At 61.9% G+C, this 16,670-nt stretch carries 15 protein-coding genes; 2 read left to right on the forward strand and 13 right to left on the reverse strand.

All coding sequences use genetic code 11. The annotated features are described in order from the left end of the window. Together nrdJ and pheS are read left to right on the forward strand one after the other, a co-directional pair. Complete coding sequence (gene nrdJ / locus NW851_RS04285; RefSeq protein WP_414337138.1) at nucleotides 1–3,588, forward strand: ribonucleoside-triphosphate reductase, adenosylcobalamin-dependent; 3,588 nt, start codon at nucleotides 1–3, stop codon at nucleotides 3,586–3,588. A 412-nt stretch (nucleotides 3,589–4,000) separates the two neighbouring features. Then, nucleotides 4,001–5,002: a phenylalanine--tRNA ligase subunit alpha gene (gene pheS / locus NW851_RS04290; RefSeq protein ID WP_414335728.1), complete on the forward strand. Its 1,002-nt coding sequence runs from the start codon at nucleotides 4,001–4,003 to the stop codon at nucleotides 5,000–5,002. A 212-nt stretch (nucleotides 5,003–5,214) separates the two neighbouring features. Here the strand turns inward: pheS and NW851_RS04295 are convergent, their stop codons facing one another. From NW851_RS04295 to NW851_RS04355, 13 genes are all read right to left on the reverse strand, one after another. Then, on the reverse strand, nucleotides 5,215–5,511 hold the full coding sequence (locus tag NW851_RS04295; RefSeq protein ID WP_414335729.1) for a PipX family protein: 297 nt from the start codon (nucleotides 5,509–5,511) through the stop codon (nucleotides 5,215–5,217). A gap of 197 nt (nucleotides 5,512–5,708) precedes the next feature. Further along, nucleotides 5,709–6,284, reverse strand: coding sequence for a TIGR04376 family protein (locus tag NW851_RS04300; protein ID WP_414337139.1), 576 nt, complete (start codon nucleotides 6,282–6,284; stop codon nucleotides 5,709–5,711). 82 nt (nucleotides 6,285–6,366) lie between these two features. After that, nucleotides 6,367–7,122, reverse strand: coding sequence for an ABC transporter ATP-binding protein (locus tag NW851_RS04305; protein ID WP_414335732.1), 756 nt, complete (start codon nucleotides 7,120–7,122; stop codon nucleotides 6,367–6,369). Nucleotides 7,123–7,187: 65 nt separating this feature from the next. Next, the gene (locus NW851_RS04310; RefSeq protein ID WP_414337140.1) at nucleotides 7,188–8,963 is read right to left on the reverse strand and encodes an MBL fold metallo-hydrolase; all 1,776 of its coding nucleotides are present in this window, start codon (nucleotides 8,961–8,963) and stop codon (nucleotides 7,188–7,190) included. A gap of 227 nt (nucleotides 8,964–9,190) precedes the next feature. Further along, nucleotides 9,191–10,672 (reverse strand): cellulose synthase, encoded by a 1,482-nt coding sequence (locus tag NW851_RS04315; protein ID WP_414337141.1) that lies wholly within the window; start codon nucleotides 10,670–10,672, stop codon nucleotides 9,191–9,193. A 107-nt stretch (nucleotides 10,673–10,779) separates the two neighbouring features. Beyond that, nucleotides 10,780–11,049 carry a 50S ribosomal protein L27 gene (gene rpmA, locus NW851_RS04320; protein ID WP_414335737.1) on the reverse strand — a complete coding sequence of 90 codons (270 nt, stop codon included), beginning with the start codon at nucleotides 11,047–11,049 and terminating at the stop codon, nucleotides 10,780–10,782. Nucleotides 11,050–11,108: 59 nt separating this feature from the next. After that, the gene (gene rplU, locus NW851_RS04325) at nucleotides 11,109–11,516 is read right to left on the reverse strand and encodes a 50S ribosomal protein L21 (protein ID WP_414337142.1); all 408 of its coding nucleotides are present in this window, start codon (nucleotides 11,514–11,516) and stop codon (nucleotides 11,109–11,111) included. 251 nt (nucleotides 11,517–11,767) lie between these two features. Next, the gene (locus NW851_RS04330; protein WP_414337143.1) at nucleotides 11,768–12,517 is read right to left on the reverse strand and encodes a photosystem reaction center subunit H; all 750 of its coding nucleotides are present in this window, start codon (nucleotides 12,515–12,517) and stop codon (nucleotides 11,768–11,770) included. A gap of 71 nt (nucleotides 12,518–12,588) precedes the next feature. After that, nucleotides 12,589–12,870, reverse strand: coding sequence for a chaperone modulator CbpM (locus NW851_RS04335; RefSeq protein ID WP_414336116.1), 282 nt, complete (start codon nucleotides 12,868–12,870; stop codon nucleotides 12,589–12,591). Further along, nucleotides 12,867–13,799, reverse strand: coding sequence for a DnaJ C-terminal domain-containing protein (locus tag NW851_RS04340; protein WP_414337144.1), 933 nt, complete (start codon nucleotides 13,797–13,799; stop codon nucleotides 12,867–12,869). Before NW851_RS04340 ends, NW851_RS04335 begins: the two co-directional genes overlap by 4 nt. 127 nt (nucleotides 13,800–13,926) lie before the next feature. Then, the gene (locus tag NW851_RS04345; protein WP_414336120.1) at nucleotides 13,927–14,688 is read right to left on the reverse strand and encodes a ChaB family protein; all 762 of its coding nucleotides are present in this window, start codon (nucleotides 14,686–14,688) and stop codon (nucleotides 13,927–13,929) included. A 327-nt stretch (nucleotides 14,689–15,015) separates the two neighbouring features. Further along, the gene (locus tag NW851_RS04350; protein WP_414337145.1) at nucleotides 15,016–15,870 is read right to left on the reverse strand and encodes a M28 family peptidase; all 855 of its coding nucleotides are present in this window, start codon (nucleotides 15,868–15,870) and stop codon (nucleotides 15,016–15,018) included. Further along, entirely contained in the window at nucleotides 15,870–16,649 is a 780-nt protein-coding gene (locus NW851_RS04355) for an HAD family hydrolase (RefSeq protein WP_414333766.1), read from the reverse strand. The genes NW851_RS04350 and NW851_RS04355 overlap by 1 nt, the downstream gene beginning before the upstream one ends. Nucleotides 16,650–16,670: the final 21 nt, after the last annotated feature.

The following is a 16,670-nucleotide window of genomic DNA, read 5'->3' on the forward strand; positions in this document are numbered from 1 at the left end:
ATGGTGTCGATTTCGTCCCGCTCAAGCGAACAGAGCAAAGCGGTGCCCTTGCTACAAGGGCAAGCGCTAGATTCTGGGGGCGAGTTCCCAGCAACAGCTCCGACGGCCGCTCCAGTGTTCTACCGCACCTACAGTCGGCGGCGCCCGGATGGCAGCCGCGAGACCTGGAGCGACGTCTGCGATCGCACCCTGGCCGACATTGCCCGCCTAGGACGCTTCACTCCCCAGGAGCGGGAGCTGGTGGAACGTCTGCAGCGGCAGTTGAAAGCTTTGATCTCGGGCCGGGCCCTGTGGGTGATGGGCACCGACTGGATCCAGAAGCCGGAAAACTACTCTGGCGCCTACAACTGCACCAGCACCACCGTGGTGGACTGGCGCTCTTTTGGCCTGATGATGGATCTGGCCATGATGGGCTGCGGCACGGGGGCGGTGCTGGAGCCCCAGTTCATCAACCGCTTGCCCCCCATCCTCAACCGCCTGCAGGTACAGGTGGTGGGATCCCTCGGCGCCACGCCCCGAGAGCAGCGGCAGGAGCACACCCGCATCCAGCGGCAGGGATCCCGGGTGTATATCCAGGTGGGGGATAGCCGGCGGGGCTGGGTGGAGTCCTACCAGGCGCTGCTGGAGCTGGCGGCGGATCCCAGCTTGGGCGGCGAGGTCCAGGTGACGGTGGACTTGAGCGATGTCCGCCCTGCCGGCGAGCGGCTACAGGGGTTTGGGGGGGTGGCCAACCCCATCAAGCTGCCCGGCCTCTACGAGCGCTGTGCCGCCATCCTCAACAAAGCGGTGGGCAGACAACTGAACTCGGTGGAGTGCTGCCTGCTCATCGACGAGGCGGCGGTGACGATTGTGGCGGGGAACATTCGGCGGTGCTTACCTGAAAACGCCTTGGTGCACACCTCACAAGGTCTGGTGCCCATCAAGGATGTGCAGGTAGGCGATTGGGTTCAGACCCCTCTTGGGTTTCGTCGGGTGGTCAACAAGTTTGACCAAGGGATCCAAGAAGTTTACGAAATAGAGACCAATGCCCTTCCTTTCTTTTCAACTTTGAACCACCGCCATGCGGTTTTGGCAGACGCTCGGGGGAACATCGCATGGAAAAGTACCCACGAGTTAGTCGAGGGGGATCGTCTGCTGCACAACACCCAAGTTCTCCCCGGCACCATTACCCACCTCCCTGAGGACTTTACGGCACCTCGTCCAAGACAAAGCCCCACCGCAAAGCCCCTGCACATCCCGCCCCTGACACCAGAGGTGGCCTGGCTCATTGGGTTTACCCAGGGGGATGGGTATGTTGCGCTGGGGCGCGATCTCCACGGCAAGCCCTACGGTCACCTGGAGTGGAGTGCCAATACCCTGGATCCCGAGCTGCTTTCCCGTCTCCAAGCAAAGCTGGAGCAGGCGCTAGCCGCCTTCGGGCTGACAGCTACCTGCAGCTATGGGCCAGGGGAGAACAGGGCAAAGTTTGTGTGTTCCTGCATCCCGCTGGCGGAGTATTTCGAGCGGCACATCAAGAAACCAAAGCAACCCCTGCAAGTTCCCGACTTTATCCTGCGCGGCACCGTTGAGGTACGGTCAGCTTACCTGGCAGGCCTTATCGACAGCGATGGGTCAACCCGTAGTCATCCCCCCCAATTGCTGACAACTGTCCACCGCTCCTTTGCCCTGCAAGTGGCGGCTGTTCTCTCCAGTCTGGGTATTGCAGGCCGACTCAAAATCCTCCCCCCCCAGCAGGAGAACTGGCAGGTTCAATACAGCCTTACCCTACCGGCGTTCAAGGATCGGTACAACGCCTTGGTGGCTCCCTACTCAGCTAAAGGGAAGTTGCCCCAAGGGCTGGAGATGCATGGCTTTACGATTCCGGGTTCCCTGCTGCAGGAAGTATACAGCTACACTGAGATGCGCGGCATGGGCTGCCAAGGAGCTCGGTCGGTCGAAGCCAACTATGAACGATACTTGGCTGAGTCGGGGTTGGATTTGGATATCCCCGTTACAGTTAAGGGCCTAGGCAGCCATGACTGGGTACGAACCTACGACATTGAAGTCGAAGAGGCCCATTGCTTTTACTGCAATGGCTATCTCACCCACAACAGCGCGGGCATGCGCCAATTTGCCGCCGACGACGAGCTGGGATCCAGCGCCAAGGACAACCTCTGGCAGCAGGACGAGCAGGGCAACTGGAGAATTGACCCGGAGCGGGATGCCCTGCGCATGGCCAACCACACGCGCGTGTTCCACCGCAAGCCAACGCGAGAAGAGTGCATTGCGGCGGTGCGCAAGCAGTTTTACTCCGGCGAGGGAGCCATCCAGTGGGCGGGGGAAGCTGTGGCGCGGGCCAATGCCGACCTGCTCGCCACTCCAGAATTGAAACAGACCTTCCTCAACATCTATGCTTCCCAAGGCCCAGAGGAAGCTCGACGCTGGCTAAAACACCACTGGCCAACCCTGCCGGAGGCTGAACTGGAGCACCGGCTGCGGCGGTATGGGTTAAACCCTTGCGGCGAGATCATTGGATGCGACTTCCACTGCAACCTGGCTGAGATCCACCTCAACCGGCTGGATCCCCACAACCGCCAGGAGCAAGAGGAGGCCTTCACAGCCGGGGCCCTGACGGTGGCGGCGCTATTGCACCATCGCTTTGTCGAGCCTCGCTTCCAGCGCTCGCGGGAGTGGGATCCCATCGTCGGCGTCTCGTTTACCGGTCTGTTTGACTTTTGCGTCAAAGCCTTTGGGGTAGACTGGCTGCGCTGGTGGCAAGAAGGGAGGCCGGATACGCCCCTGGGGCGGGAGTTCAAGCAGCAGGAGCAGGAATACCTCAGCTTTTGGAAGGAAGTTGTCCACCGCGTGGTCTGGGACTACTGCGACCGCCACGGGTTGCGCCGTCCCAACCGCTGCACCACCGTGCAGCCCGCCGGCACCAAATCCCTGCTCACCAACGCCTCGCCCGGCTGGCACCCGCCCAAGGCCCAGCGCTACATCCGCCGCATCACCTTTGCCAAAAACGACCCCGTGGCCCTCGCCTGTCTGGACTACGGCTACTCGGTGGTGCCCGCCCAGTCGGACAAGGACGAAAACGGCAACCTGCTCAACGACCCCTTTGATCCCCGCTGTACCGAGTGGCTGGTGGAACTGCCGGTGGAGGTGGAGTGGGCCAACTTGCCCGGCGCCGAGGAGATTGAGATTGAGCGCTTCTCCGCCCTGGCCCAGTTTGACTTTTACATGCAGGTGCAAAAGTACTACACCACCCACAACACCTCAGCTACCCTTGAGCTGCGGGAGGACGAGATCGAAGCGCTGGGATCCCGCATTTACGAGGCCATCCGCGACGACGAGGGCTACATCAGCGCAGCGCTGTTGGCCCGCTTCGACGCCCCCTTCCCCCGCCTGCCCTTCGAGAAAATCGACAAGGCCACCTACGAGCGGCTGGTGGCCGAGGTCAACACGAGACGAAGGACAGACGACTTCTTCGCGGCCCTGGCCCGCCATGACCACCACCTCGCCCTGGCAGCAGAGGGGCCGGCAGGGTGTGATGCTTTGGGGTGTCTGTTGCCAGATACGGACTCCGCCCCGCTATCGCCAACCAATTAAGGAGTAGGTAGCCCTTTGCAACACGGTGGAGTAGCTTGGTAGCCCCGTACTAAGCGCTCCGCGCCGCTGACGCGAGTAGTGCGGGGCGGAAAAGCCCGTTCGCGTTAGCGGGACGTAGTCCTTGAGCGACTTGAGTCGCTTGCCAATGCTATAGTCGTTGCTAAGCAAGCACCTACCCCGGTGAAAAACCCGGACAGTGCTGTAAGTCAACAAGTAAGCGGAACCTCAAGGCTTTGCCTTTAGGAACCGTCTAGGGGCGTCTTGACAGCGCCTTTGCGAGTCCATCTATGGACTGCGTAAGAATCCCTCGACTTTAGTTGGGGGAGTGTCAAGACCGGGCTTCCTCCTGTGATACTTTTGTAGGGACTTATTCAGCCCTTCGGGGATCCCTTCTGCCCTTGGAATTGGCCCCATGCAAGACGCAAAAGACACGCTCCGCCAGCAGCTTCTCACCCTGCAAAGTGAGGCGCTTGCCCAAGTGGAACAAGCCGCCGATCTGGAGGCTCTGGAGCAGCTCCGCATCGACTACCTGGGCAAAAAGGGCAAGCTCTCCAAGATCTTGGGAGGAATGGGGAAGCTGCCCCCAGAAGAACGGCCTGCGATTGGCGCTTTGGCCAACACCTTCAAAGAGTCTCTCCAATCCAGCCTGGAGCAGCGCAAGCAGGCCCTTGGCGAAGCTCAACTGCTGCAGCGCCTAGAAGCAGAGCGGCTGGATGTCACCATGCCGGGGCCGCGTCGGCCTCTGGGGCGGATCCACCCTTTGCAGGCCACCATCGACCGCATGCTGGATATTTTTGTGGGGATGGGCTACACGGTGGTGCACGGCCCGGAGATCGAGACGGAGTACTACAACTTCGAGGCCCTCAACACCCCTGCCGACCACCCGGCGCGGGACATGCAGGATACCCTCTACCTAGAAAAGGGCTATCTGATGCGCACCCAAACCTCTTCGGTGCAGGTGCGCTACATGGAGCAGCACCAGCCGCCGCTGCGCATTGTCCATGCCGGGCGAGTGATGCGCCGCGATACCGTCGATGCCACCCACTCTGCCGTATTTCACCAGATGGAAATTTTGGCGGTGGGCGAGAACCTCACCTTTTGCGACCTGAAGGGTACCCTCAAGGAGTTCGTCACTCGCCTGTTGGGCCAGCGAGAAACCCGCTTTCGCCCCAGCTATTTTCCCTTCACCGAGCCTTCCGCCGAGATGGACGTGCGCTTTGGCTCCAAGTGGCTGGAGATTTTCGGCTGTGGCATGGTGGATCCCAATGTGTTTCAGGCGGTGGGCTATGACCCGGAGCGCTACACCGGGTTTGCGGCAGGGATCGGCATCGAGCGAATGGCCATGCTCCTACACGGCATTCAAGATATCCGGCTGTTCTACAGCAGCGACCTGCGCTTTCTGTCCCAGTTTTAGGTTTTATCGTCATTTCAAGGCTTCGTTTGCGCCAGCGACGCGGGGCGCTATTCTCGACTCCCCTCTCCCTCAGGGAGAGGGGCTGGGGGTGAGGGGAGTGGCGAGGGACGCGTGGGAAGTGTCTTAATCTAGTTTGAAGTGGCCATAAGCGGCTGTCTGGGGGGACGTAACCCTTGCCCTAAGGTCATGCCAGACTCTCAGAAGGAGCCCCGCTAGGAAAAGGTTTGCTTATAGATCAACTGCAGTTGTTCTAGCTCGTCTTGACGAGCGGCGCGGCGCAGCAGGCGCATCTGCTCTTCGATGAGTTGGCGAGCCTCGTTACGGCTAATCGGATCAAAGACCAGCTCCTCCACGGCAGCAGGATCCCCGTTGTTATCCGGCGGCTTGAAGTAAACCCGAAAAAAGAGCCTTTGAGCATAAAGGGTGGTGAAGATGGCCTGACTTTCGTCAACCCGACACAGGCTGTAGAGCAAACCAAATGTGGGGTGATTCAGATACAACTCATTCATGCCCAATAGCGTATCACTCTTGGTGGAGAAGAGGGGCTTTCCTTCTCGTTCGGTGGCGGAGCAAGTCTCCGAAGCGATTTTGCTCCGGCTCTTAAGACCGAGAGCTGAAATTATAGGTTCCACCCAGCTTGATTTTGGTTTGGCTGTTGCAACTGGATTCGAGGTTAACAAAGTTTTTCTGGGCACAGGTCGGGCTGCTACCGCCGCTGCTGTTCCCCCACCTTTTTCTTCATGTCATCCAATTCCTTATCTACCGCCAGCCGCATCTCCAGCCGACGAAATTCTTCCTCCAATTTATCCTCCTCAAACAGCTTTTCCCAGGGGCTAACCCGCTCGGCGGCAGTTTTGGCTTGTGCGGCTTTGACTTCTTGTAGCTTGGTTTGTACCTCTTGGCGGCGCTGGGCAATTTGCGGCAGTAGAGCTTCCAGTTGCCGGATTTTCTCCTCTAGGGACTTCCCTTGGTTGAACAACCGGCTCCCTTGCTGCAGCAGTTCGGCTTCGCGTCGGCGTGCCCCTTCGGCCAGATCGGGGCGGTTGGCCTGCTCAGCTTTTTCGATGCGAAAGTGCCAGGTCTTGATCTCCTCGCCCAGCTTGGCGAGAGCTTCGCTGAGGGCCTGCTTCTGAGCGCGGCTTTCCTGCAACAGCCGTCGAGTTTCTTCTTCCTGCTGGCGCAACTGCTCGTCGAGGGCTTGCAACTCGATCTCGGGGTGGGCCCTGAGGAATTCCTCTAGGCGGGTTTCCAAAAATCGGATGATATCTTCGATGAATTTCATGGGCCGATCCTGCCGAGCGCTCAGTTGCGTTTAGGCTAGCGCAAGCCGGCTCGTTCCCGATAGGCCCCCCTTGGATCCCGGCCTAGGCCAGCAAATGCCCATCGGCAACTCGGATGATGCGCTGGGCGACCTGGGCCACTTTCAGGTCATGGGTAACCACGACAAGGGTAATGCCCTGGCGGTGGAGCTCGGCAAAAAGGTTGAGCACTTCCTGACCGGTGTGGCTGTCCAGGGCTCCTGTGGGCTCGTCAGCCAACAACAGTTGCGGTCGGTTGACGACGGCCCGGGCAATGGCCACCCGCTGCTGCTGGCCCCCAGAGAGCTGGGCTGGGCGCTGGTGCAGTTTGCTCCCCAAGCCCACTTGTTCTAAAGCTTGCTTGGCCCGCCGGCGCTGTTCTGGCTCCGGGATCCCGGCATAGGCCAAGGGGAGCATGACGTTTTCCAGTGCTGTCAGAACAGGCAGCAGATGAAACTGCTGGAAGACAAAGCCGATCTTTTGGTTGCGAATCCGGGCCAGCTCCCGATCCGTCAGGGTAGAGACTTCCACGCCGTCCAGCCAGTAGCGCCCTGAGCTGGGCCGATCCAAACAGCCCATGAGGTTCATCAGGGTGGACTTGCCGGAGCCCGAGGGCCCCATGATGGCGCAATACTCTCTCGGCCAGATCGTTAGGTTGATGTCGTAGAGGGCCTGAAAGCTGCCTTCCGGCAGCGAGTAGACCTTGTTCACCCCAGCCATCTGCACCACGGGCGGGCGGGGTGGGATCAAGGCGTCGGCTGATCGCTCCAGGGATCCGACCGGCCCCTGACGACGAGCTGCCCAGGGTTGTTGCTCAGGCATGGTGGCTACCGCGACTTGTCCCATTCTAGCCTTTGGGCTGCTGTGGCTTCGGGGCTTGTTGGAAGCTAACCGGAAGAGCGGATTTCCAGCGGCTGATGGTAAGGACAGCTTCCTTGCGGATCCACCCGGAGGCGGTAGAGGGGAGAGCGCTCTTGGTCGCAGCGAAAGGCTTGGGCTTGTGAGGTCAAGATCTGGCGGGCAAAGCGGCAGTTCTGGCACTTTCTGCCACCGTTATGGGTGGAGGCAGAAGTCTGTTTTGGACGCGACATGATTCCTGCTGGGGCGGGGGCAGCCTCTGCCGGACGGATCAGCTCCCGTGGAGCAAGGCCGCGCAGCACCAGTTCGGATCCCTGCCAGCGGGCTTCCACCAGGCCGGTATCGGCCCAGGCGGCCCAGCGGGGATCCTGGGCGATCTGGGGCGGCAGACGCACCTGCACTCCGGCCAAGGCGCGGGGCGGGCCCTGTTCCTGCCAAATTTCTTCCACCTCCCCCTCGTAGCGCACCGCGGGATCCCTGACCTCGGCAGGAGCATCCGGGGGCTGGATCGGGGTTTGCAGGCGCCCGTCGGCCAGCTCTAGCCAATGGCCAGACTGGGGGCAGTGGACATGGTAGCGATTGCACAGCTCTGGCAGATCCGCCAGATCCTGCGCTTGCTGGGGGCTGGCGTGCACCAAAACCAGATGTTGGGGGCGAAAGGTGTGGATGATCTGGGTGAGATGCCCGACATCGTTGTGGCTGTGCCAGGTCATCCATTCCACCGCCAGGCGGGAGCGCAGCGGTGCCGGCCAACGCTCAAACGGGGTGGCCAGCTCCACTTCCGGCAGCCGCAGCAGCAGACAGGAGCGCTGCGGTTGGGCCAACAACCTCGACCAAATGGGATCCCAGGCCTTGGGATCAGCATCGGCATCGTACAGCAGCAGGCCTTGGGGCAGAGGATCCGCCTCCGTGAGGGGCTGCACCTGTGGCTGTAGGCGGTCTTCCCAAAACAAGGGCTGGTAGGTGGCGAAGTTGCGCACCGGCTCCGGCAGGTAGGGGAGCAAGCGTTCGTAGAGCTCGCAGCCTGCCGCCAAACCCGGCGCCACCCACACCTTCAGTGCTTGGGGAGATTGGGTAAAGCGGTGGTGGGCCTTGAGGAGAAAGATCAGCTCCTGCCCCAGCCCCAACACCGGCAGCGGCAACAGCACCGTTTGCCCCGCTTCCAGGGCGCTGAGCAACCGCTCCACCAGGCGATTTTCCAGATGACGACGGGGCGGATGGCGGGTGGATCCCAGCGAGGCTTCGATGAGCAGCACGTCCGGCTGCCAGTGGCGCAAAGCGGCGAGATCCAGGCCGGGGGCAAAGCGAGTTGAGGCCAGGGAACAGTCGCCGGTGTACACGCAGGTTTGGGCTGGAGTGGTCTGGGTATTTTGCAGCAGGGTTGCCGCCGCCCCTGGCAGGTGCCCGGCCGCAAAGAAAGTAAGCATCAGGTGGGGCAAGATCTCCCGCGCCCGGCCAAAGGGCAGCGCCCGAAAAGGGGGAAAGCGAATATCCCGGTCGTAGCCTGGCCAAACACCGCGCTCCCACAACCCGCCGGCCAAATGAGCCGTCACCGGGGTGGCGTAGAGGGGCACCTGCGGGTAGCGACGATGAAAGGCGGGCAGCCCCTGCAGATGGTCAAAGTGAGCGTGGCTGCAGATCACCGCGTCCGGGATCCCTGGCAGGGCCTTGAAGAGGGAGGAAGCAGGCAAACCGCAATCGAGGAGCAAGCGGTGGGATCCCATCTCCAGCCAGTAGGCACAGCCTTGCTGCCGGGGATCTGTGCCCAGGGGAAACAGTCGAAGGGGGGGTCTTTCTGACTCCACAGGTGTGCCGTTCTTAAACCCAGAAAACTGCGTTCAATTCTGCAAACATCAGGGGCAACTTGGCCAGGGATCCCGCCTCTCCACCGGTACGCCTCCCCGGAGAGTTGGGGGCAACCTGTGCCGAGTCAATCGTTGTATGTTTCTCACAGCATAGCGTTTGCCCACCAGCCGCTGCGGCAGCCTGCAATTCCATCTCTGCAGCAGCCAATGGATGTTGGCTGGGCAGTTTAGGGGTTGGCGCTCTCTTCCGTCGCCGCACTGCTGCTGGACAGGGCAAAGCCGGCAAAATCGTGATCGTCGGGGCGCACTGTCAGGATCATCAGGTTGTAGAAGGCCCAAACCAAGCCAAAGATCAGCTCCGGCCAGCTCGGATCCCAGTTGCCGGCAAAGCGCAGGGATCCCACCCCCATCGCCAGCAAGGTCAGCACAATAGCCAGCGCCTGCGGGCCGAGGGAAAGCTGGGACGGCTGTTCAGGATAGGGGATCCCGCCTCGCAAGCTCTGCACCAGCGCCTGGATAGACTGGAAGAACTGGCTGCCCGTCTGCCGTTCTGACCGCCACGCGGCCCCCCACAGCGAGGGGGGAAAGGCCAGCAGCCAGGTGATCCGCCCCAGCAGGGCATAGGGCAAAAACCAGGCGAAAAAGACCCTGTCAAAGGCCGGCACCGGCATCCAGCCCGTGCAGAGAAAGAGGATGGGCACCGCCAAATAGGCCAGCTCCGCCACCCCGCCGGCGGCCCAGAGGGCCAGCCACAGGTACTGGAAGCGCTGCTGCTGCGTGGTGGCCTTGCCCCAGAAGGGGTTTTCCCGCAAGGCCGAAAAAATCGCCAGCAGAGCCACGCGGCGGTTGCGCAAGGGCAACAAAACGCCGGTGACCTGGGCCTGGCGCACCAGGTGGGACTGCCAGCCGCGGCAGTGCATCTGACACCCCAACTGCACAGGGCGGCGGATATCGATCTGCGGGATCCCCTCCAAAGCCGCCCGCCGAATGAGACAGCCGGATCCCAGCAGCGGTGCCGCCTGGTAGCCTTGGGATCCCACCGCCAAAAGCTGCTGTAGGGGGTGGACGGCCTGGGGCCGGCCCAGGGTGCGCAGCATCGCCTGCACAAAGCCGGTGGCATTGGCGATGGGAGCCCGCTCTGGCGAGTCGTAAAACAGGGGCAACGTCTGCCACAAAAAATCCGGCTCGACAAAATGGCCCGGCTGCAACAGGAGCAGATACTCCCCTTGGATCTGGCCGCATCCCAGCATGTAAGCCAGGGGATCCAGGGTTGGCCTGGGGCAAGGCCAGTACTCGCAGGGGATGGCCCGCGCCACCTTGGCCATCTCCGCATCTTCCACCCGATCCACAACATGGACAAACAGCCGCTCCCAGGGGTAATCCAGGCGCAGGGCCGAGAGCACCGCCTGCCGGGTCGCTTCCACAGAATCCCGCTGGCGCATCACCAGCACATCCACCCGCGGCAGTTGAAAAAACGCCCGCCGCAGCACCTCCGGCGTCGGCACTCCCTTTCGCGGCACCTGGGGATAGCGGCTGAGGATAAAGCCCACCGCCGCCAGCCAAACGTACAGCTCGGCCCCCCAAAATACAAGGGATCCCAGACCGGTCAGCCCGGCTGTGATGCGCCAGTAGAGGTATGCCACCCCGGCAATGAGGTGGAGCAACCCCACGCCACGAAACAAGTACACCCGCACAGCCCCAGATCTCACAGGCGCTCCACACAGAATTGGGCATTGGGCCAAGCTGGGATCCCTCTGTTGGCTTGGGGGGGATGGGACAAATGGGCTGTCCTGGCCAGAACGGGAAGAAAGGCCACCTATTGGGCAGCCGCCTCAGCCGGGTAAACGCTCACCTTCTGCCGCCGTTTGCCGTAGCGCTCAAAGGTGACAATGCCGGTGGCTACCGCAAACAAAGTGTCATCGCCGCCGATGCGCACGTTCACCCCTGGGTGAAACTTGGTGCCCCGCTGTCTCACCAGGATGTAGCCGGGATGCACCAGCTCGCCGCCAAAGCACTTCACCCCCAGCCGCTTGGCATTGGAGTCGCGGCCGTTGCGGGTGCTGCCGGTTCCTTTCTTGTGAGCCATAATGCCTCCTGTGCAAGTGTGTCGTCGCCGAAGATAAGTTGGGATCCTAAGTTTAGGGTCTATTCCTTCGCCTCGGGGATCCCGGCTGCAGCAATTGCCATCTCAGAAGTGGATGGCGAGGCAGCCTGAGCGGCGGCCAGTGGCGCCCCGTTGAGTTCGATGGACTCGATCAGCACACGGGTGAGCGGCTGCCGATGGCCTCTTTTCTTGCGGGTCTTTTTCTTCGGCCGCATCTTGTAGACGATGATTTTGTTGCCGCGGCGGTGCTGCAGAACCCGCGCCCTGACCACGGCCTCGGCAATATAGGGATGGCCTAGGGTCACCTGTCCCTCATGGTTAATCAACAACACCTGGGACAGGGTCAAAGGGCTGTTCTCTTCTGTGCCGGGCAGGCGATCGATGTCGTAAAAGCGCCCCGGCTCTACCCAAAGCTGCTTGCCACTGGTTTCCACAATCGCGTAGGTCATGCCTTTTCCTTGCCGTACAGGTGCCCCTGCGGGTCTTGAAACCTGATCCGAGCATTGACAGCGACCTTTAATGCTAGCGGAAAAACCTGCCCTCTGTCAGCTGGGGCTATTCCCTCACCCCTATCCCCTCTCCCAAAGGGAGTCAGCCCAAGCGCTCCGCGCCGCTCACGCGAACACCCCCGGCCCCTCTCCCAAAGGGAGTGCTCCCTCACCCCCGCCCCCTCTCCCAAAGGGAGAGGGGAGTTGGAGCATCACTCGGTTAGCTTCTCCCAGGCGGCCTGAAGGGCAGCTTGCATGCGCTGGGCGGCGCGGCTGAGGCGCTGCTGCCAGGTTGTCCATTTTTGCTGCAAAAACTCTGCCGCCTCATCCAGCAGGGAGAGGTCGAACTTGCCCCCTTTGGCCAGCTCGTCCCGCACCTGCTTGACCTTGACGCGCACCACCTCCGGCGGATCCTGGGGGCCGACCAGGGCTTTGAGGCGCTCCCCCATGCGCTGGATGAGCTGCTTGACTTGGCGGGATTTTTCGCTCCAAAAGTTCTTTAGGCCCTCAGTCTCCGATTTGAGGCGCTGGGGAGCATCTTCCTTGACCACCACCGCGTCCACGTCGATGGCCTCTACATCCTCAGGTAAGAGGACGGCGCGCCCTCCCCAGGGCTCAGCAATGCTGCCCCCCAGGATGTAAGCAGCAATGGATCCGGTCTCCCAGTCGAAGAGAAAATCCTCGATCCAACCCACCGGCTGATCCCCAATGCGCACCGTTCGCCGGTAGAGGGAGCTGAGGGGCGTTGCCGGGGTGGCGAAAACGGCGGAGTAGGTCAGCAGCGCGTCCGGCCCGATGAGCGAGATCTGCTCCAGGGGAGTGTAGCCCTGCTGGCTGGTGAAGTAGCAGACCCGTCCCTGGGGATCGACCCAGATTTCTTCGACGGTGCCCAGGGCCGTGGCGGTGCTGCCATCCAGGGCCAGCAGGCCCACCACTTGGCTGCGTCGGATGATCTGTTCCATGAGGAGTTCTCCTTAATTAAAGTTGACAAGGAGCAGGGTTCAGTGGGGTTGTCGTAGGGGTTCCGGGATCCTCAAAACCCGCGGTAGTGGTGGAGCTGCGCCCTGAGGCGGGCAATTTCCTGGGCCATGTCCAAAACCATCGCCGCCCCAACCCAGTTGAGGCCCAAGTCGCGATGCAGACGGATCATCTGGAGCAGGCGCCTGAGCTGCTGGGGGGTGAGGTAGCTGCTTTCGGCTTCCACCAAACCGTGGGCCAGCAGCCACTCCAAGAGGTGGGGCGGGATCCCAGCTACTTCGCTGGCCTGCTCAAAGGTATAGAGGCGTTCTTCCAACCGCACAATGGCCAAGCTCATAGCCTCACCTCCTGCAAGTAGGCGCGGGGATCCCAGCTCCGATTTTGCCGCAGTTTCTCGTAAAGATCCCGCTCAGTGGGGGAGAGGGATTTGGGCGTGACAACCTTTAGCCGCACCAGCAGGTCGCCTCGCTGCCCTTGGGGATCCCGCCAGCCTTGGCCGCGCAGCCGCAGGGTTTGGCCGCTATCGACGCCGGCAGGGATCTTCAGTTGCACCCGACCGGTGGGGGTGGGCACTTCCGCCGTGCCGCCCAAAACCGCCTCATCGGGCGTGATGGGCAGCTCGCAGAGCAGGTTGTCGCCGTCAAAGCGGAAGAAGGGGTGGGGAGGCAGCTCCAGGGTGAGGTAGAGATCCCCCCTCGGCCCGCCGAAGGGGCTATATTGGCCTTTGCCCTTGACGCGGATGCGGCTGCCGGGTTTGGCGCCGGCAGGGATACGGATGGTGAGGGTTTCGCCATCCACGCTCAGCCGCTTTTGGGTGCCGTGGAAGGCTTCTGCCCAGGTGAGGCCTAGCGTGGCTTCTACGTCTTGCCCTGGCAGATCCACCGAGACAAACGGCCCAAACCCGGTGGTGAAACCCTGGAAGCCGCCGCGGCGGGATCCCATGCGGCCCAGCAGCTCGTTGATAAAGTCCTCGAAGGTGGCGTACTGGGCAAATCCCTCCATGCCCGGCCCTGCCGCCGCACCGCTGCCCACCCGTTGCCAGTACTGGCCAAACTGGTCGTAGCGCCGCCGCTTGTCCGGATCCGAGAGCACCTCGTAGGCTTCGTTGATCTCCTTGAAGCGCTCCTCGGCTGCCTTGTTGCCGGGGTTAACGTCGGGGTGATACTGGCGAGCCAGCTTGCGATAGGCGCGCTTGATCTCCTCTAAAGAAGCATCTCGGCTGACGCCCAGGATCTGGTAGTAGTCCTTGAAATCGCTCGCAGCCATAAGCTCACCCCTACGAAATCAGGTTAAGGCTTTTCAGGATACTTCTCAGAATGTAAAGTGGGTATTGAAGAGACGGAGCCACGGCGGGGCAGTTGGCTCTGCCCCTGCTGTTGAGAAGCTATCTGGGCTAGGGCTTGCGCCTGGAAAAGATCCCCTTGTCGTCCCTTGTGAAAACTTGTTTAACCTTTTCCCAAGCCTTGAGCAGCGCTTGGGCGACGGGGTTGCCCTCTGCCTTGGCCTGGTTATAGGCTTCCACAAAGGTTTGCTGGGCTTCTTCTGAGAGATCGGCGCGGATTTCTGGGGAGATGGTCTCCGGCGTCAGGTTGCCTTCTGGCTCACTGGGCAAGTTCAAGTCGGCAGTGGCCACCTCTTCGCCGCCGGCACTTTGCAACAGCAAGTAGATTTCGCCGGCTTTTTCCTCCGGCACCTGCACCACCAAGAGGAACTCACCTGCTTGCACCCGGGTTTGGTAGATGGCAGCTTTCTCCTGCGGCATGCCCAGGGCAATGAGGGCGGATCCCAGCCCCGCTCCCAGCGCCCCGTAGAGAGCGCCACCGGTTGCCCCCAGCAGCGCCGCTCCCAAGGGCCCGGCGGCCACCACCGCTCCCAAAAAGGGAATAAACAGCACCCCTACCCCTGTAAGTAGCCCCAACAGGGATCCAAACAGGGATCCATAAATGGCGCCGCTGGTCAACCCGTCGAGAACCACATCCTTGCGGGTGATAAAGCCGCTGATTTTGGCTTCCGTTTGAAAATTGCGGCCAATGATGGAGATGCGATCGTTGGGGATGCCGCGGTTGAGCAGGCGCTGGATGCACTCTTGGACTTTGGCTTCTTCTTTGAAAACGGCAGAGACGCACTTTTTGGGGGCTTGGGCGAAGGCACTCATAAAAGCTCCTGGGAAAGTTTTGGCCGAGAAGGTTGAGGGCAGCTTTTGGCAAGCTTTTCCCCTCTTTGCCCATGCCGCCCATTATCTCCCTCTGCCGCCTCAGGGGAAGTCGAGGGATCGCGAAACTCCTGGAGCGATCTCCGTACTGAGGAGGCCTGCCCAAGCGCCCCGCGCCGCTGGCCTTCACCCCCAGCCCCTCTCCCTCAGGGACATCCCAAGCGCTCCGCGCCGCTCACGCGACCACCCCCAGCCCCTCTCCCTCAGGGACATCCCTCACCCCCAGCCCCTCTCCCTCAGGGAGAGGGGAGTTGGGAATCGAGGTCGCGGCTAGAGGGATCCAAGACCTTGCCTCAAGCCCTGGCAGACCCCCAGTAAAAAGTCAAGATCTAGGGTCTCAAGGGTGTCGCTGAGCTTGTGGTAGTGGGGGTTGCGCAAGAAGGCGGTGTCGGTCACCATAACCGCGGGGTAGCCTACATCCCAAAAGGGGGAGTGGTCGCTAAGGCGGGTAAGCGGCAGGATCAAACCCCGCTGGCCGGCTGGCAACCAGCAACACGGGATCCCCGCCTGCTGAAAACTGTGCTGTAGCCTCAGCAGATTCCCCAGGGCGGGCCAGTTGCCAATCAGGCCAATGTAATCCCCCCGGTCAGGGTAGAGCCGCTCCAGGCCGGCGGGGTAGCGCTGGGATCCGGGCGTGGGATCGCGGTAGCCCAGCATCTCCAGAGAGAGCATCAGCCGCAGGGGTTGGCGCTGTTGTCTAAGAAAGCGCGCGTAGGCCTTGCTCCCCAGCAGGCCCCGCTCTTCTAGGTCAAAGGCCACTAGCCACAGGGAGGAAAGGGCGGGATGGGTGGCAAAATGGCGGGCCAGCTCCAGCAGCACCGCCACACCGCTGGCGTTGTCGTCGGCTCCAGGGGTGGCCGGGGCAGCGTCAAAATGAGCCCCGACCAGAACGGGCGATCGGCGGGGATGGGATCCCGGCAATTTCAAGATCCAGTTGCGGTGCTGGCAGCCCCGAGCCTCGAAGGAGAAAGATTCCACAGGGCCATAGCGGGAAAGCTCCTCTTGGATGTAGCGCTCCACCTGGCTGTGGCCCAGGGGCGACCAGTCGGGATCCCGCGGCTGGGCCACCTGTCGCAGATGGGCTTCTAGGCGCTGCTGCAGGTCTTCGCTCCCTGCCTCCGGCATTAGTTTTCTACCTCAGAGTGGATGGCTTGGGCATGAACCTGGCGGGCCAGCTCCAGGGTGAAGTAGCGGTGGGATCCCGCCCTTCCCGCCAGCACCTGAAACGGCAACTCAGGCTCCCCCAGGTGATCCAGCACCAAGGCTGCTCCGGAAAAGTCTTGCTCCCGGGTGTAATCGTTAACCGTCACCACGGCGGGGATGCCCGCCTGCTGGGCCGAGCGCAGCCCGTTCTCAGAGTCCTCAAAGGCCAGGCACTCCTGGGGGCGCAGCCCCATCTGTTCCAGCGTGTAGAAGTAGATGTCGGGGGCGGGCTTTTTGGCGGGGACAATATCGCCGGCAGCGATCACCTCAAACCAGCTCAGGCTCTCCGGCAGGGTGTGCTCCAGAAGGGCCGTCACGTTTTCGGGCGTGGTGGTGGTGGCGATGGCCAGGCGGATCCCGGCGGCTCTGGCCTCCTGCAAGAGGCGCTTGACTCCGGGGCGCAAGGGGATCCCTCCTTGGGCTAGCAGAGCTGTGTAGTGGCGGGTCTTGGCCTGGTGCAGCCGGGCTATTAGGGCCGTCAGGTCTTCCCCGGCAGGCAGCGGCGGCTGACAGGTCTCGACGAAGTGGCGAATGCGCTCTTTGCCGCCCGTAATAGCCAGGAGCTGGCCGTAGAGCTCCACCGACCAGTGCCAGTCCAAGCCTGCCTCGGCAAAGGCGGCGTTGAAGGCCACGCGGTGCCCATCCCGCTCCGTATCCGCCAGCGTGCCATCCACGTCGAAAATCAAAGCTTGCAGTTCCATGCGCACCCCCCGTTCCCACCC

Source organism: Synechococcus sp. H55.7, assembly GCF_047462395.1.
Lineage (GTDB): Bacteria > Cyanobacteriota > Cyanobacteriia > Thermostichales > Thermostichaceae > Thermostichus.

Bases quoted from the DNA above. Each gene is read 5' to 3' on its own strand.
- rplU (WP_414337142.1), bottom strand. From the start codon at position 11,516: ATGACCTACGCGATTGTGGAAACCAGTGGCAAGCAGCTTTGGGTAGAG.
- NW851_RS04305 (WP_414335732.1), bottom strand. From the start codon at position 7,122: ATGCCTGAGCAACAACCCTGGGCAGCTCGTCGTCAGGGGCCGGTCGGA.
- nrdJ (WP_414337138.1), top strand. From the start codon at position 1: ATGGTGTCGATTTCGTCCCGCTCAAGCGAACAGAGCAAAGCGGTGCCC.
- NW851_RS04345 (WP_414336120.1), bottom strand. From the start codon at position 14,688: ATGAGTGCCTTCGCCCAAGCCCCCAAAAAGTGCGTCTCTGCCGTTTTC.
- NW851_RS04295 (WP_414335729.1), bottom strand. From the start codon at position 5,511: ATGAATGAGTTGTATCTGAATCACCCCACATTTGGTTTGCTCTACAGC.
- NW851_RS04355 (WP_414333766.1), bottom strand. From the start codon at position 16,649: ATGGAACTGCAAGCTTTGATTTTCGACGTGGATGGCACGCTGGCGGAT.
- rpmA (WP_414335737.1), bottom strand. From the start codon at position 11,049: ATGGCTCACAAGAAAGGAACCGGCAGCACCCGCAACGGCCGCGACTCC.
- NW851_RS04300 (WP_414337139.1), bottom strand. From the start codon at position 6,284: ATGAAATTCATCGAAGATATCATCCGATTTTTGGAAACCCGCCTAGAG.
- NW851_RS04335 (WP_414336116.1), bottom strand. From the start codon at position 12,870: ATGAGCTTGGCCATTGTGCGGTTGGAAGAACGCCTCTATACCTTTGAG.
- NW851_RS04340 (WP_414337144.1), bottom strand. From the start codon at position 13,799: ATGGCTGCGAGCGATTTCAAGGACTACTACCAGATCCTGGGCGTCAGC.
- NW851_RS04330 (WP_414337143.1), bottom strand. From the start codon at position 12,517: ATGGAACAGATCATCCGACGCAGCCAAGTGGTGGGCCTGCTGGCCCTG.
- pheS (WP_414335728.1), top strand. From the start codon at position 4,001: ATGCAAGACGCAAAAGACACGCTCCGCCAGCAGCTTCTCACCCTGCAA.
- NW851_RS04350 (WP_414337145.1), bottom strand. From the start codon at position 15,870: ATGCCGGAGGCAGGGAGCGAAGACCTGCAGCAGCGCCTAGAAGCCCAT.